This window comes from Nostoc sp. JL23, from assembly GCF_017115065.1.
GTDB classification, from domain to species: Bacteria; Cyanobacteriota; Cyanobacteriia; order Cyanobacteriales; family Nostocaceae; genus Nostoc; species Nostoc punctiforme_A.
In genome coordinates this window covers 15,872-31,295 of record NZ_JABXKN010000131.1, presented here as the reverse complement: position 1 = coordinate 31,295, position 15,424 = coordinate 15,872, and the positions used below count along the sequence as shown (strand labels likewise).

The window sequence follows — 15,424 nt, the reverse complement described above, 5'->3', positions numbered from 1 at the left end:
AGATAATGTCTTTAATGTAATTATTTCCAATTAAATTTTATACCTAGATAATCTTCCAGTTTCTGATTGTGCGGTTGAAAAAAATCATCTATTTTTTGGCGCAATTTGTTGTTAGTTTTTGAATAAGAACCAGAATTAACTTTGGGATGTGCTGAAAGCGAGTAATCAGTTATTTCTAAAAAATCATAAACCTGTTTCATAGTTTTATTCGTTTGATTATAAAGGTCTTCACTTCGCAAAATCAGAAACTGTTCTCTCGGAAAAATAGCCATCCATTTTTCTAAAAAGTAGAAGTATAAACCAAACCAGAGATATCCTTTTTCTGTTTGCCAGTATTTCTCACTGACTTGGGTAAGGTCTATTATCTCTTTTAGGGTTTCCAGTTCAGATGTCATCGCTACTTCTAAAGTGCGATGTTCTTTCATCAGTTTAAGATTCATATAGTAATGAGAAATTGCTCTATCTACTGGGTTACGTAGTATAGCAATTAGCTTGATTTTGGGAAATAGCTGAAATACTTTTTTTTCAACTTCATAGCTACCGAGATACCAAGGAGTTGCTTCTCCGGTTAAAAAGCCTCCTTCTACAGGAAGGGGAGGAAAATGAGCTAGATACCAATCAACTCCGAGGTCAAAGTTTTTATTAAAAAAATGTAATTCTTTATCCGTAGCTGGGATAATTTGAGGGTGTTGACACAGATAATAGTAAAGCGAAAAAGTGCCAGCTTTACCCATGCCAATAATTAAGAAGCTTACACCGTCAATTTTAGGAGAATTTATGTACTTGTTTGTAATATTTTGATTCAAATGAATGGTTTTATTAATAGCAACTTTATAGGCAATAATAGCCTCAGATACTTTACCTTGCTTGGTTAACATATCTCCTAAAACTACATAAGCATAGGGTGAAGTTAAACGTCGTTGAATTAGTTGATAATAGAAGGCGATTATTCTCTCTAATTGGTTGAGTTCAGGGGTAAAACAATAGTTGATTATATAATTCAATGTAAAATAAGAGAAAGATAAGGATGGTTCAATTTCAATCGCTTTCATATAAGCAGTAATTGCCTCATCCCATTGCTTTTTTTCTTTAAAGTCATATCCCAATACAATAGCATCCTTCCATGTTTTAACATCAGTAGGAGTTTTCACTGTTTGAGAACGTGACAGCAGTATATCAAAGCTTTCATAATCCAATTTACTTTGGAGAAGATTTTGAAAGGCAGTAATTTCTTCTCCTTCAAAACCTAGAGTTTGTAGCATCTTGTTTAAGACTTTAGGTACTGATGCTAAATCTGGTTGAATTTGCAAAGCTTCTTGGCAGAATTCGAGGGTTTTATCTAATTCTCCTTGCTCATAATAAAGTTCGGCTATTTTTTCATAAACGACTAGGTTTTCAGGCTTGATCTGTAGAGATTTTCGATAATGAGTTACTAATTTTTTTAACTGGTATTCCATAATTATTACATTTGCCATTGTGCGATTGCTTTAGCTTCTTAAACTCAGTTTTTGAGACTGATAATATCTAAATTTTAAAGTAATTTTTGTCAACTAAAGTGAAAAGTAATGGGGGAGCGATCGCTTATTACTACTTTGAGCTTTTAATAACTTGAATTTGCCCCTTTCCCGGCAAATTACACAATCCAAAATGAGAGTGATGATTGTTACTATAATGAGACGTAACATAAAAAACACCCACTTTTTCATAAAGATCGCAAATCTGAATGCGGCTGTTAAATTCCGCTTGTGGAAGTTCATCTAAACGTGCATAATCACTAGGGTTCATGGTGGCTAAACCAAAACCGAGAACATATTCATCTGGAGCTATATTGAGGTTTATACTGCGACAAAAACGCACATAATCCCCTTCATTAACTTGGTTAGGAACGCTAACTTTATGTTGAAATGAAGTTTTTACATGAACTCGGACATTAAATTTATTAGTAATGAATACAGCTACAATGGGTACAGCAATACTCTTTTTCAGTTGAAACTCGCAGCATAAGTAAGCTTGTTCACCTTGCAAAAAATTGACGCAACCCTCGCCCTTAACGTTACAAATAACGTAACTAATTAGTTGAGCATAATTCGCCTGGGGAAAAGAAACGGGAATAAAAACTTCATCAGCAGGCCAAAAAAAATCATTCGGTATTTCTAAAGGTACTTCTAGCTTTTCTTGAAGAACAGCCGGAGAAACATGATTAACCAAACCCATCTTTAGTTGATGGAACTTAATAATACCTTTCATCGATTCTCCTTGAAAGATTTTTTCTCCATGATGCAGCAAAATTACCTCTTTACAATATTGCTGTACCGATGCTAACTGGTGAGTCACTAAAATAATCGTAATCTGCTTTGCTATCAGTTCCTCAAGACGGGCATAGCATTTTTGTTGAAAGAAAATATCTCCAACGGCTAAAACTTCATCTAAAATCAGAACATCACATTCCAAAAACGCAAATAAAGAAAAAGCTAATCTTGTCTTCATTCCAGAAGAATACAACTTCATGGGACGGTCAAAAAAATCTCCCAATTCCGAAAATTCTTCAATTTCTTTTATTCGTTCTTGCACATATCCTTGGGGAAATCCCAACAATTCAGCGCTGTAAATTGCATTTCCTCGTCCACTAAGTTCGGGATTAAAATCAGTTCCTAATTCTAGCAGTGAGAGAACTTTACCATTTAATTGATAACTTCCTGATGTTGGCTTTAACACCCCGGTAATTATTTTTAATAATGTACTTTTACCCGCTCCATTTTCCCCAATAATGCCAAAAAAATCACCTTTTCGCACTGTAAAAGACACATCTTTCAGCGACCAAAAAGGTTGATGATAAGTGTTATTTCCCAAACTTAACCATTCTCTAGCACGATGCCAGGGATTTGGATAAATCTTAAAACATTTACTTAAATTATTCACCTGCAAAATAATATCATCACTCATATCACATCTCTAATCTCATCTTGGAGTTTTTGATTGACAACATTACCTAACCAAACAAATAAAGCAAGCCACCCAAGCATAATTAGCCAAACATGAAATCCTGGCATTTGATTTTCTAAAATGATATTGCGAACTGACTGAATATATGCATAGGGTGGATTCAGATAAAGCCAAGGTAAAATATTTTTGGGAATAATGGATTCTGGATAAAAAATAGGTATCATCCAACTCCATAAGGGAATTAAAAATTGTAAAATCTGCTTGACATCGGGAAAAAGAGTTTGCAAGTTAGCCAAAATTAACCCCATACCAAAACCTAAGCCTTCTAAAATTACTCCCAACACTGGTAATAACAATATTCCAAAACCCAGATTCCCACCTAACAAAATACCAATAGGAAGCACTAAAGCTAGGTAAATAAACAGCAGAAATAGCGAAGTTAAAGTGACTTTAGCCACAAAAACCTCAGAAGGAATTGCTAAACGTCGCAGATAAATAGAATTTTGTACAAAAGCATTGCTACCACTCGCAATAGTTTCCGCAAATGTCCGCCAAGGTAGCAGTCCAGCCATAAGATATAAAGCGTAGGAACTCCCCCTCGCACCACGAGAAAGTAGTAAAGAAAATACAACTGTGTAAATGAGAATTTCGCACAGAGGATTAATAATGTTCCAAAGGATACCTATACCTGTACCAGCATAGCGATAACGTAATTCATACCAAGCGTTGTAAAAAATGTAGCGCCGATATTTGTAGAGATTATTAAAAAGTAAGTAATTTTTCATACCTGGCAATTGTATACAATTTTTAAGATTGCTTGCCAAATGATGTTTTTAAAGTATCATTTTTAACTTAGTGTGTTGAAGCGCACTTGTGTTATTGGCATTGGAAGTTAATTCCAAGGCAGGTAAGCAACTAACAATCAAGGTAAACACTAGCAGTTTGCTTGTTTTATGTCTACAGTTACACCTTTCCCTGCTGTCAGCGAATTTATCAACGTGCTGCAAACGAGAAAATGTAAATTTTCTAGTCCAGTATATCAGCAACCAATTGTATCCATTATTTCTTCATTCTTTAATGCCCATAAGTATTTTGAAGCCACTTATAAATCTATAATCAATCAGACATTCCAAAATTTTGAATGGATAATTGTTGATGACTGCTCTACCGAATCAGAAGCGTGCGTCTTGTTTCAATCTTTACCCAAAAGATACGGAAAAATTAAAACCTTGCAGCATCATATTAACAAAGGACTAGCAGCAGGTAGGAACACAGCCATTACCCATGCAACTGGTAAGTACTTATTTTTCATGGACTTAGATGATCTGATTGATCCTACTTACATAGAGAAGTGCGTGCTATTTTTGGAAACTCATCAAGAGTTTTCCTTTGTTAACTCCTACTCAGTTGGTTTCCAAGCTCAAGAATATTGGTGGACTCACGGCTTTAATAAACCCTCGCAATTTATTCACCAAAATTGGGTTACAGGTAGATTACTTTATCGCAAGTCAGACTTCAACTGTCTGGGGGGATTTGATGAAAATCTGAGATTTTACGAAGATTGGGAAAGATGGCTCAAAGCCATAGCCAACAATCAAAAAGGTTGGACAATACCTGAATACTTAGATTGCTACCGTCGGCTTGATTCTGGTTTACTAACAATTTCTAAAGCAAACGTTACAGAAGAAAAACGAGTTATAGAATTAATTCAGTCTCGCTATCAAGATTTTTTTAATCACAATTATCTTCCCGATCTCAGTATCGAACGATATAACTTTACTTCGGATTCCCGCTTCCCGAAAATAGATATTATTAATCCTCTTGAAAAAGACTACTCCAGTAAGTACATACTTTGCTTTTTCCCTCACTTAGAAGTTGGTGGTGCTGACAAATTTAATATCGATTTAGTGACTCTATTAGCGACTTGTGGTTACGAACTGACTATTGTTACAACTTCCAAATCAGAACATCCTTGGCAAAAACATTTTTATGCAGTCACATCAGATATATTTCATTTGCCCAATTTTTTACAAGATAGTGACTGGTTAGACTTCACTAAATATATTATTCAATCACGTCAAATTGATATTGTTTTTATTTCTAATTCTTACATTGCTTATTACTTCTTACCCTTACTGCGTAACGAATTTCCTGATATCGCTTTTATTGACTTTACTCATACTATAGATCCTGGTTGGCGTGGATGTGGATATCCACGTATTTCCTGTAAATTTAGCCAATTTTTGGACTTGCAAATCATCTCCTGTCATCACCTTGCGGAATATTATCGATGTCTGAATCCGCAAACTACTGAAAAATTGCAAGTTAGTTATACTAACGTTGATACTAATAAATGGGTGCAGGATAAAAAGAAGCGTGATCAAGTGCGATCGCAACTGAAAATTCCTCATGAGTCAGTTGTGATCCTATTTCCGGCAAGGTTAGTAGAACAGAAACGTCCTCTACTTTTAATTGAGATTGTTCAAGAACTAGTTAATCGCTCTCTCAACGTCTCGATAATTGTTGTGGGTAATGGTCATTTGTTGCCGGAAGTGCAAGCTAAAATTAATCATTTTGGTTTAGATTCACACTTTCATATATTGCCTGCTATTAATCCTGAAGAAATGCTTGCTATTTATTGTGCAACAGACATCTTGTTACTCCCATCAGCTTATGAAGGGATTTCTCTGGTGATTTACGAAGCAATGTCTATGCAATTAGCAATCGTTGCTTCACATGTTGGAGGACAAGCAGAATTAGTTATACCTGGAACTGGGTTTTTAGTTCCTAAAGCAGAAAATGAGGTCAGCGAAGTCGAGTCATACCTGAAAGCATTAATTCCTTTAATTCAAGATAGCGAGTTGCGTTGTAAAATCGGTTACTATGCGCGGCAACGAGTCGTTGAACTATTTTCCTTAGATAAGATGGTTGAACGCATGGATACCCTATTTACTAAGGCGATCGCTTCATGCCCAACCAGAACCAAACCAATCATTAATTTGGCTTTAGCTGAAGAAATGCTACTTCTTGCCCTAGAATACCTGCACCAAGAACAAGCTTTAAGCCATTTATGGCAGGAAAAGCGTTATTTAGAGAGAAAAACACATCAACTTGAACAAGAAAAACACGAATTAGCTTGGAAAAAACGAGCAATGGAATCATCCAAGTTCTGGAAATTCAGAACACAGTGGCTTAAACTCAAGCGATCGCTTCGTTTGACTCAAGAAGAGGAAATCTAGGTATATGAAAGGAAGTGGCGTAATTTTGTGGTTAACTGGACTCAGTAAAGCAGGCAAGGTCACAATTGCACAGCGATTAGAGAACAAGTGATTCCCATTAATTCCAGAGAAAATCTCAACTTTTCATCTCTAAGAATATGAAAATATTTTTGATTGCCAGTGAATGTCCTCCAGTTCCTGGTGGGATTGCTACCTATGTCGGCAATATGGCGGCGATGTTTTCTGATGCTGGACATGACATCACTGTTTTTGCCCGCAGTCTTCAAACAGGAATTGAAGAAAAAAACAAGCTGAAAATTATTAAAATAGTTCCTAAAGATACTTATTTATTAAATTCCACAAAAGCTCATCCACGTTCTGAAACTCATCCAGCCTTCCCACATAACGTTATGGGTTACTGGGGGGCAATCAGCTATCAGTTAGCAGAGGAAGTCATTAATTATATTCGCATTCACAGTCAACCAGATATTATTGAGAGCGAAGACTATAGCGGGATTGCTTATTTTTTACTGCAAAAAAAGTTATTAGGCTGTGCAGAACTACAAAGAGTACCGATAGTTCTCAACCTACATAGTCCTCAATATCTGCTTTATCCTGCTGACAAAATGCCTAGTTATCATCTTTGTGATTACTGGGTAGGAAGAATGGAAAAGTTTTGCATTCTCGCTGCTGATGGAATTTTCGCTCCTACTCAGTACATTGCCCAGCAGGTAAAAACGACTTTAAATCCTGATCTCGACATTGAAATTATCCCTTTACCAGCACCTCAGAAACTTTTACATAAAGAGCAATTACCATTATCCTTACCCACGCCGGGAGATATAGTTTACTTCGGTAGGTTAGAAGTTAGAAAAGGTATTATCCCCTTGTTAGAAGCTTGCAGTCAGTTGTGGGATGCAGGCATAAATTTTCAACTGACAGCCATTGGTGGCGATACTTGGTATCACCTCCAAGGCTGTTATATGAAAGCTTATTTAACAGAAAAATATCGTCAATATATTAATTCAGGTAAACTAATAATTTCTTCACCTCTACCCCAGGCACAACTATATGAAAGACTGAAGAAAGCATGGTGCGTAGTTCTTCCCTCTCTCTGGGAAAATTTTCCTAATACTTGCTTGGAGTCTATGCTCTTAGGTAAAGCGATTCTAGCCTCATCTGCTGTTGGTCATGTAGAAATGTTACAAACAGCAGCAATGCAAGGAGGTTTAGTTTTTGATTGGCAAAACAGTAATGATTTCGCTAATAAATTAAACCAGGTTCTCAGTTATTCAACAACTGAAATTTTAGAGCTAGGGTCAAAAGCTCGGACTTTAATTTTGAAAATTTCTGCCCCGGAAAATGTATTGTCAAAACGGATGGCACATTTGAAAAAAGTTATTGGGCAGCATGAAGATAGAAATATTTTTCCCTCTTTAAACTATTTACCTCACGGCAAAGTTTCTTATCCCTCATCTTTAGTTGTAGATACAGATATAAGCATCAAAGGTAGAATATCTATTTGCATTCCATTCTACAACTGTGGTCACTACATAGGTGAAACACTCAACTCTGTATTTGCCTCAACCTATCCTGACTTAGAAGTGATTATTTACAACGATGGTAGTACAGAGAAAAAGAGTCTCGAAACTCTAGCAGTTATCGAGCAAACATATAGTAACCTAAAAATTATTCACTCCCAAAATCTTGGTGTAGCCACAGCGAGAAATAAAATGGCAGAGATAGCTAGTGGTGAATACATTGCTTTTCTGGATGCTGACGATCAAGTTTCTCCAAGTTTTTATACACAAGCAACAAAGGTTTTAAAGCAATATAAAAATGTCGGTTTTGTTGCTTCTTGGATTAAAGAGTTTGGTAATTCGGAAAAAGTTTGGGTAGCTTGGAATACGGAATTTCCTTATCTACTTTGCCACAATACTCTTGGTGTTTGTACTGTAGTGCGAAAGGCTGCTTACCTTGCTGCTGGCGGTATGAAATCTGTGTTGGCAGAGAATTTAGAAGATTACGAATGCTGGATTAATATGTGTGAAAAAGGTTGGCTGGGAGTTGTAATTCCTGAACTGCATTATTTTTATCGCATTCGTTCTGATTCCCGCTTGCAAAAGGGCAACCGCGAACAACTGCTTTATCTTTATGAGTTAATTGCTGAAGAACATCCTCAGCTATACCAAGATTATGGTGCAGAGGTTTATCATTTATTGAACCAAAATGGTGCGTCTTGGCTGTGGGATAATCCTTCACAAAACACATCTGAACTTAATGTTAATATGACGGGTATGGAAATACTTTCTCTTGTGATTAATAAGCTCAAGAAGGTGTACAACGATGGGGGCATATCTTTAATATTAAACAGGTCGCTGCTAGTGGGAAAATCCTTTCTACGTACCTGGCGTTGATCTCTTGTACTTTAACAATACACTCAATTGACCATAGCTCATGCCTTTGTAGTTTCCGTGTGGTGGACTCACGTCAAACTCCAGCATCACGCTGCAACGCTCATCAATCGTCAGGGTACTGAGTAATTCTTTAATAGTATTGCCCATTTCTGGGCTTGAGCGATTCTTCGAGAACACCGTAGGCATCGCAGAACTTTTTGGTGTACTGAGTGTATCTTAAATTGCTAAGGATGTGATAGCATACCTTCAACAATTTTAGATAGCATACCCAATCCATGAATCAAGTTCGACTCCCCAAAGTTAGCGTCGCCGTGATTGGTTTGGTAGTTGCAAGCGTATTTCATGCTACTCTCGTGCTAGGAGCGATTCTAACTAGACAAGATTTTTCGGGTGATTTTGCCTTAGTTGATGTTAGTAGCCTTTTTTTAGAGAACTTTGTGCCATTCAAGAGCGAATATTCGGGATTTGTGGTTTACTCAGAAGACGGGATTCTGAGTGATTGGGAGCTATCCGTCAACAACACCGACAGCCGAGCCGATTGTGGAGACTAGCTGTTGGTAGAACTGACCAGCGCTGTCCAAACCCTGCTGCAATTTCAGTTTCAGCCCTTTCCAGCCTTGGGCAATAGGATTTTCCACCTGGGTAACTGTTTGGGGAATATCGTGTGATATTGTGCCAGTGACTTGTGTTTGTAATTCTATATTGTTTGTGACTGACACCGATTCCCTTGAAAATGCTTCATCCCGATTTAACCACTGGCGAAAAATCGAATCACGCTCGTCATCAGGGGCAACAAACCGATAGACGCACTCCCGATTTTCACGCTTACCCAATCGACCAACGTAGTTCACGGGACAATTCCGCCTTACGCTGCTGATGTCGTTCGATTTTCGTTTTCGCTCTTTTGTCTTGCAACTTTTTGAGTTCGGTTGGGGAGAGTTCATCAGAATCCGCGATCGCCTGACACTCCGCAGCATACAATTCAACAGATGCCGCCTTAACCGACTCGATTACTAACCCACTTTCATCATCGTCAGCATCCAAGGCATCGATAACGGTGTAACCATCCTCGACCAACCCCGCAAGCACCGATTCCCGATAGCGCCGCATCTCAATGTTAATCACAGAACCACGCTTGCCCCAAGTCTGCAATGACTCTGGCTGAAAATTCTGGTCAACATAGCTGTAATCGTCATTATCCGCCGCCGACAACAGAGCAATGTTCGCTTGTGTTGCGACGTGTTGGCTTCTCAACAATCCTCCGATGGATGCGGAACCATTGCCCACAAGACCCATCCCCCACTCTCGCACCCAAATGTGACGGTCAACAGTTTCTCTAACCCTTGCCAACATCTGACGCACAGAGTTAACCGGCTGCACTCCCTGAAATATCCCCCATACACCATCAAAATGTCCTCGAATGTCGATGGATACCCCAGTTTCTAAACTTGGAGAGGCGATAACCAAATCGTACTGAGTGAGGATCTCGTTGAGATGAGCGATACAACCGAAAGCCGCATGAGATGGATCAGCAACAGATTCGCTGTCTATTCGCAGAATCCGTAAATGTGGGAATTTGCGACGGAACCGTTCTTCTAGTGCCTGGGTTCCCCATTTGGACTTAGCCTTTTGAGCAGAGCAGCATAGTAAATGATGCCCACCTTTGGCAATTGTTTTGTCCAGCGCTGCGATGAGATTTTTCGGGTTAGTGCCAGAGTAGTTGTAACAGTTGCCTGCTACTTGACGATAATTGTTGACGATAACGAAGGGATTAACCCGATATTCTCCAGCAAGTGATAAAACATACTTTATATCTGTGTCGGAAACATCGGCACTAGACAAGTAAATCTTTCCTTGACTGCTGCCCAAAACGTTTTGTACCAGTTGTTTGAGGTTTTTGAGAACCGATACCCGACGCTTTTGCACTTCCGTACCAGAGTTAAGCAAATGCCAGAATACTTGGTCGCACTCGTCAATAATAATCACATCATTCGCCCAGTCGTTCGGGTTGAATTGCGCCTGACTTTCCTGATGCAGCGAATCTACACACACCCCATATCCTAACAATGTGCCTGTTTCATTAGTGCGAACTTCGGTAACATAGTTAACACCGAAGCGATTACACAGCGCCTCACCCAGTTGAATACGGTGGGTGATGATTAATACCCGTCTCTCTTGGTCATGTGCTTTGTCCACCTCCGTTGCCAGCCATTCCGTTTTACCAGTACCTTTGGGAGCCTTGAGGATAATCAGTTTTTCACCTTCGGGGACGAGAAGCTGACCGAGAAATCTTTGGTTGAGTGCAATGGACGGCGGGTAAGTCAGCAGAGTAAACAGCTTAATCTCCCATAATTCCAGTGCAACGGCAGTGTTGTAGAGTGCGTCAAATGCCGGTTGACCCAAGGCATAGATAAAATCATCAACTCCTTTCTCTGCCCCTAACGGTAAATCAATAACTCGCAGCGAACAGCCTTCATTTACCAGCAGCCGTCCCATACGACTGATAGCGGTTCTGACTCGCTGGACTGTCTCAGGTTTATTATCCTGGTCAAAGCAAATGTTGACCTGTCTCCCCTGTGTTGCAAAATATTTCAAGTCGGGAATCAGAGAGGGTTTACTAATGGCAGTACCGTACTCATCTTGCGGTGCGCGGTATCCAGCGTTAACGCCGGGAATAGCGATCGCAGCATAACCAGCAGTCAATAATGCCCCCACTTTTTTGACACCTTCGACGATTGTGACTGGTACGTTGTGCCGCCAAACCCAGTGCCAGAAGCCACCAGGGTGCTGTAGGTCTTCTTCGGTGATAGGGATGCCGCTACGATTGGAAACTTTCACCCAAATGCGATTCGGCACTAAGAGGAAGAAAGCGCGTGTTTCTTCTCTGAATGGGTGTTCGTATTTGATCAATTTGTGAATTTTCTGGCGATCTCTTCGGGGGTGGTTTGGTTTAAAACAGCCCCACATCATCAGGATGTAGTTGTTGAGCGGGTCAGTGCCACTGCACCACCAGCCGCCAAGTTCAATGTGCTGGTATTTTTTTAAATCGCGATCGCGCAATCGTCCATCATTGCGACGGTTCAAGGCGAGGAACGGGTATTGTTTTACCCACGATCCTGATTTGATTTTGTTTCCATTGCAGTCCTTGGCAATGTTGGTAAAGTTCGTCGGCTTCTTCCTTGTTCAGAAATTCTGGATAATAGTTGACTGGTAAAGTAGGAGCAGATTCGGGAAATAAAGTTAGTTGTTGCATAATTCTCCTTTAGCAATCGCCCGAACAATTTTTTCTGCCCATTCCTGTGAAATAGCCTGTTCTGGGTTCTTGTAAAATCCAGCGATTTGAGATTTGGGACGCACAATAATACGCTGTGTGGTTGCACGTTTGTCCCAAACAAAGCATGAAATGGTGATATTATCTGTCGCCCAGCGTTTACCTTTCTTGTCCTTGCGAAAACAAAAACGAGGCAGAATCAGTACAAGTGACGGCGGGTGTTGCTCTAAGAAATCCGCCCGGTCATCACAGGGTTCAAGAAAGCTGGTTAGAAGGAATGCAGCTACACCAATACGCGCTTTTTGGAAGGCATTCTTGATAATTGGTGCAGCAAACTCCGAATATGGTGGATTGGTGCAGATCCAGTCGCAATCGGGAAACTTAGCCCATGACTTGGATAGTGTTGCATCCAGATGGTAATCAGCCGATTTATGTGGATCAATATCGTTCGTCCACATTTGCTTGGTGTAGGGCCACACCGATAATAATGATGCGATCGCTCCATGCCCTACACACGGCTCACCAATGACACCAGACACTTTCACGTGCCGTAGTAGTTCCGTTGTGAACCACGATGGAGACTCGTAAAAGTTTAGAGGATGTCGGGTGACAGTTTCGATGACGGTGATTTTTGGTGCTAATAATGGTGTAACAGTCATACTTCATCCTCACTAAATTCAATGTGCCTTAAAGTCTGAAGTTCAACAGCTAATCCACTTAAGAAATTTTGGAGTTCAACTGTTGCCAATTCTTTGGATATCTCTTTTTCTGACGTATAAATAAGTTGCTTGCGATGCCCAAAGTAAACTTCTGTACGAGTTAAGTTTTGCTCTGTGTCAGTTAACAAAGTCAAAGTAAATCTTCCAAGTTTGCAAAAGTAATAGGGATGCTTTGAACTCCAAGGCTTTCCAGGTTGCCAGTGCCGCAGGGCTAAATCCTTGTTGTATAAGGCTTTGGGCTAATGCAGAGGGTTCCAGTGCCGCACTTAGTAACGCACGACGAAGCGAAGAATCTTGTACATCTGCCAGCCTTGTAGTTGCCCAAATACTGGCTTTACCTTGTCCATTAGAGTCAACAGTGATCTCTTGCTTTATCTGTTCGATAATTTGAGCTACTTTGATTTGTGACATAACTTTAGTTGGGTGATAATTTTTCGTTGTTGATTAGAGAGAATTAGACATTTACTCGCACCAAGCTTTTTTCACCAACCAGTGAGAAACGATTAGATATAGTCCGTGATTGAGTTAAGGTTGGCGACATCAATTCAACAAGGTAAAACCAAGAGTTATTAACAAGCCCAATCCCCAGAATCAGCCGTTGCTTTGTTCCTCTATCGTGAGAGCAGAGCATCACTCTTTCGCCCAGAACGAAGGCAGGTTTTTGCACCTTAATGGCTTCTAAATCTCCAGTACCGATGATTTGGTTTTGTGTGGCGTGCAGTATTTCATTACGGCAGTCAATTGAATAAATCCAGCACTCATGCTTCCATTGCATACCGCAACAATAGCCGAATGTTCTCGTGGTTCGTAGATATACTCCAGTAAATTCACCTCAACGGGTGGAATTGTTTGTCCCCAAGGTGGGGAAAGATACCAACTTGTTTGAAGTGCATTAATGTGGTCAATCATGCTTTTCTCCCCTGGAATTAATAACCTAAAAATCCTCGGCAATCTCCAACACAAAGCCGCGTCCAGTGTTCTGTACTTGCACCAGTTCTCTATCTAGTAGTGTTTGAATAACTGAATCCGAAAATTGGAATTGCAACCGATGTAATGGAACACAACCGCCACAAAGCCGAATCGAACGCAGCAAATGATTGGCTCTACGGTCAAAGCTGTTTGTAGAGTTAGCCATTGTTTGCACCCTTAGTTAATACGGTTAACTGTCGATTGAGAATGTTTATCTGCTGTTGATAAAAGTCAATCTCTGCGGTAATTTGCGTGAACAATTCCTGTGGAGATAACGGTTGGATTTGATTCTCTTGCAAGTACGATATCTCCTCAGAATTCTTGTTAGGCATTAATACATAACGCCACCCTTCATCAAATTGTTCAGCCAATTCTGTACCAGAGGGATAGTAGTAAAGTCCTAGAATCGTGCCTTGTTCTGTACGCTGCTCCAAAGCAAAGCGAGGGTAGCCCCAGTGTTGAGGGATTGATATTGTAGGTTTCATAGATTTAATTGGGGATTAGTGAATAAATAATTAGGGAAAGGGGGAAAGGGCAAAGGGGAAGGGAATGAAGAAATTTACCTTTCCCCCTTACCCTTTAACCTTTTCCCAGGCGAAGCCCAAGACTTACGCTGTCACTAACTCCGCTCTCTCCAGTAGGCGTTGCAAATTATCGCCAGTTAGCTGTTCTAATGGTTGCTCTAAAAAATATTCATCAAAAATGGATTTACCATCAGTAGACACGTTCACCATCGACAGCGATCGCACTGCTTCCATTGCAGAATCACACGGCATTTGCTGACATTCCCCAGTACGCATCACCCACCAAGAGCCGTCAGTGCATCCGACTTCGCCCAGTTTGATGTCGTTCTGGTATAATCCCATCGTCCAGGATTTCAAAGCCGTACTTCTCGCATTCGTTGAAAATCTGCGCCATGATTTCGTTACCAGTGGTCGCAGTTTCTTCAACCTCAGTTTGTGTGGGTACTGGTTCGTTGAGTGTTCCATCTTGGTGATGCCATTCAATGAAGCGGTTGCATCTTGCCCAGGTGTTAGCTCGGAATTTTTCAGTGCCGTTTACCATCACTACCCAAGGCTGGGTTAGATTATCGTCATGGCTGATGCTGGCTACCAGTTGAGTACCAGCGTAATATTCGTGATGGTCAAACGAGATTTCAACTATTCTGAGGGGTTCGGGAGCTACAACTTGGGCTTGGTCAGCGATGTAGTTGTCGAGTTCGGCTTGGGCGAGGGCTTGTTCATCCACAACTTTATGAAGCTGGGTGGATTGGTGGCTGATGATTGCGTTTACCCAGGTGTCGGCAGCTCTTTTGTCCCCTGTGGGTGTAACGCCGATTTCAGTGGCGATTCTTTTGAGACGGGGGAGGTTGTAACGGCAAAGGGCTTGCTGTGTGTAGGTTGGATGGGTCATAATGAAGATTCCTTACTAAAGGGAGAGAAAGCGCTTTTGATTGGTCGTCGGGGGCGCTTTCTCCATAGACCTACTATAACACTTCCGTTATAAATAACAATACTAAATTGCTAAATTATAACGAAATCAATTATGATAAAAACTATAGTTTAATGGAGGCATGAGGAAAATGCATTGCCGCCTAGCTGTGCTTATGGCTGAAAAAAACCCAACACTGTCATTGGCTGAAGTTGCCAGAAGTTCTAACATTTCTTACCCAGCTGTTTATCGGCTGTTCACCAATGACTTTAAGCGGGTGGATACAGAAACGATTGAAAAGTTATGTGACTACTTCCGGTGTGACTTAGCTGATTTATTTGAGTTGAGGGAGGTAACAGATGTGGGCAGCTAATTCTGCTCCTCTCTCTTTTATAATCACTGCCGCAAAGTAGTGCATTTTTAAAGAAAGTCTGTATGTAGTTGAATAAGTCCTGG

The 15,424-nt window shown here is 40.2% G+C and carries 18 protein-coding genes and 1 pseudogene; 5 read left to right on the top strand and 14 right to left on the bottom strand.

Annotation, left to right across the window (positions count from 1 at the left end):
• Window positions 1-20: 20 nt before the first annotated feature.
• The 3 genes from HWQ42_RS27490 to HWQ42_RS27480 all read right to left on the bottom strand — a co-directional run bounded on the left by HWQ42_RS27490 (window position 21) and on the right by HWQ42_RS27480 (window position 3,728).
• Entirely contained in the window at window positions 21-1,475 is a 1,455-nt protein-coding gene (locus HWQ42_RS27490) for a tetratricopeptide repeat-containing sulfotransferase family protein (RefSeq protein WP_292817474.1), read from the bottom strand.
• Between the two features lie 112 nt (window positions 1,476-1,587).
• The gene (locus HWQ42_RS27485) at window positions 1,588-2,943 is read right to left on the bottom strand and encodes an ABC transporter ATP-binding protein (RefSeq protein ID WP_292817473.1); all 1,356 of its coding nucleotides are present in this window, start codon (window positions 2,941-2,943) and stop codon (window positions 1,588-1,590) included.
• Window positions 2,940-3,728: an ABC transporter permease gene (locus HWQ42_RS27480; protein WP_292817472.1), complete on the bottom strand. Its 789-nt coding sequence runs from the start codon at window positions 3,726-3,728 to the stop codon at window positions 2,940-2,942. Before HWQ42_RS27480 ends, HWQ42_RS27485 begins: the two co-directional genes overlap by 4 nt.
• A 168-nt stretch (window positions 3,729-3,896) precedes the next feature.
• Between HWQ42_RS27480 and HWQ42_RS27475 the strand changes: the two genes are divergently transcribed.
• The 4 genes from HWQ42_RS27475 (at window position 3,897) to HWQ42_RS27465 (ending at window position 9,129) form a co-directional block, all read left to right on the top strand.
• The gene (locus tag HWQ42_RS27475) at window positions 3,897-6,182 is read left to right on the top strand and encodes a glycosyltransferase (protein ID WP_292817471.1); all 2,286 of its coding nucleotides are present in this window, start codon (window positions 3,897-3,899) and stop codon (window positions 6,180-6,182) included.
• Window positions 6,183-6,186: 4 nt separating this feature from the next.
• Complete coding sequence (locus HWQ42_RS35635) at window positions 6,187-6,273, top strand: adenylyl-sulfate kinase (protein WP_334955196.1); 87 nt, start codon at window positions 6,187-6,189, stop codon at window positions 6,271-6,273.
• A 46-nt stretch (window positions 6,274-6,319) separates the two neighbouring features.
• Complete coding sequence (locus tag HWQ42_RS27470) at window positions 6,320-8,578, top strand: glycosyltransferase (RefSeq protein WP_292817470.1); 2,259 nt, start codon at window positions 6,320-6,322, stop codon at window positions 8,576-8,578.
• A 275-nt stretch (window positions 8,579-8,853) separates the two neighbouring features.
• On the top strand, window positions 8,854-9,129 hold the full coding sequence (locus tag HWQ42_RS27465; protein ID WP_292817469.1) for a hypothetical protein: 276 nt from the start codon (window positions 8,854-8,856) through the stop codon (window positions 9,127-9,129).
• On the opposite strand, the gene HWQ42_RS27460 is transcribed toward HWQ42_RS27465, so the two are convergent.
• From HWQ42_RS27460 to HWQ42_RS27410, 11 genes and pseudogenes are all read right to left on the bottom strand, one after another.
• Window positions 9,085-9,429, bottom strand: coding sequence for a hypothetical protein (locus tag HWQ42_RS27460; protein ID WP_292817468.1), 345 nt, complete (start codon window positions 9,427-9,429; stop codon window positions 9,085-9,087). The two genes, HWQ42_RS27465 and HWQ42_RS27460, sit on opposite strands and share 45 nt — an antisense overlap.
• Window positions 9,404-11,662: a plasmid replication protein, CyRepA1 family gene (locus tag HWQ42_RS27455; RefSeq protein ID WP_292817467.1), complete on the bottom strand. Its 2,259-nt coding sequence runs from the start codon at window positions 11,660-11,662 to the stop codon at window positions 9,404-9,406. Before HWQ42_RS27455 ends, HWQ42_RS27460 begins: the two co-directional genes overlap by 26 nt.
• Window positions 11,646-11,831, bottom strand: coding sequence for a hypothetical protein (locus HWQ42_RS27450; RefSeq protein ID WP_292817466.1), 186 nt, complete (start codon window positions 11,829-11,831; stop codon window positions 11,646-11,648). Before HWQ42_RS27450 ends, HWQ42_RS27455 begins: the two co-directional genes overlap by 17 nt.
• On the bottom strand, window positions 11,819-12,508 hold the full coding sequence (locus tag HWQ42_RS27445) for a hypothetical protein (RefSeq protein WP_292817465.1): 690 nt from the start codon (window positions 12,506-12,508) through the stop codon (window positions 11,819-11,821). Before HWQ42_RS27445 ends, HWQ42_RS27450 begins: the two co-directional genes overlap by 13 nt.
• Entirely contained in the window at window positions 12,505-12,702 is a 198-nt protein-coding gene (locus tag HWQ42_RS27440; RefSeq protein WP_292817464.1) for a hypothetical protein, read from the bottom strand. Before HWQ42_RS27440 ends, HWQ42_RS27445 begins: the two co-directional genes overlap by 4 nt.
• Window positions 12,686-12,979: a hypothetical protein gene (locus tag HWQ42_RS27435; protein ID WP_292817463.1), complete on the bottom strand. Its 294-nt coding sequence runs from the start codon at window positions 12,977-12,979 to the stop codon at window positions 12,686-12,688. Before HWQ42_RS27435 ends, HWQ42_RS27440 begins: the two co-directional genes overlap by 17 nt.
• A 43-nt stretch (window positions 12,980-13,022) precedes the next feature.
• Window positions 13,023-13,477 (bottom strand): annotated as a pseudogene (locus tag HWQ42_RS27430) (DUF1392 domain-containing protein).
• Between the two features lie 25 nt (window positions 13,478-13,502).
• Window positions 13,503-13,703, bottom strand: a complete 201-nt coding sequence (locus HWQ42_RS27425; protein ID WP_292817461.1) for a hypothetical protein — start codon at window positions 13,701-13,703, stop codon at window positions 13,503-13,505.
• Complete coding sequence (locus tag HWQ42_RS27420; RefSeq protein WP_292817459.1) at window positions 13,696-14,022, bottom strand: hypothetical protein; 327 nt, start codon at window positions 14,020-14,022, stop codon at window positions 13,696-13,698. The genes HWQ42_RS27425 and HWQ42_RS27420 overlap by 8 nt, the downstream gene beginning before the upstream one ends.
• Before the next feature lie 123 nt (window positions 14,023-14,145).
• Complete coding sequence (locus tag HWQ42_RS27415; RefSeq protein ID WP_292817457.1) at window positions 14,146-14,313, bottom strand: hypothetical protein; 168 nt, start codon at window positions 14,311-14,313, stop codon at window positions 14,146-14,148.
• Window positions 14,314-14,353: 40 nt separating this feature from the next.
• Complete coding sequence (locus tag HWQ42_RS27410) at window positions 14,354-14,950, bottom strand: hypothetical protein (RefSeq protein WP_292817455.1); 597 nt, start codon at window positions 14,948-14,950, stop codon at window positions 14,354-14,356.
• Window positions 14,951-15,110: 160 nt separating this feature from the next.
• Between HWQ42_RS27410 and HWQ42_RS27405 the strand changes: the two genes are divergently transcribed.
• The gene (locus HWQ42_RS27405) at window positions 15,111-15,341 is read left to right on the top strand and encodes a helix-turn-helix transcriptional regulator (RefSeq protein ID WP_190737527.1); all 231 of its coding nucleotides are present in this window, start codon (window positions 15,111-15,113) and stop codon (window positions 15,339-15,341) included.
• The last annotated feature ends 83 nt before the right edge of the window (window positions 15,342-15,424 follow it).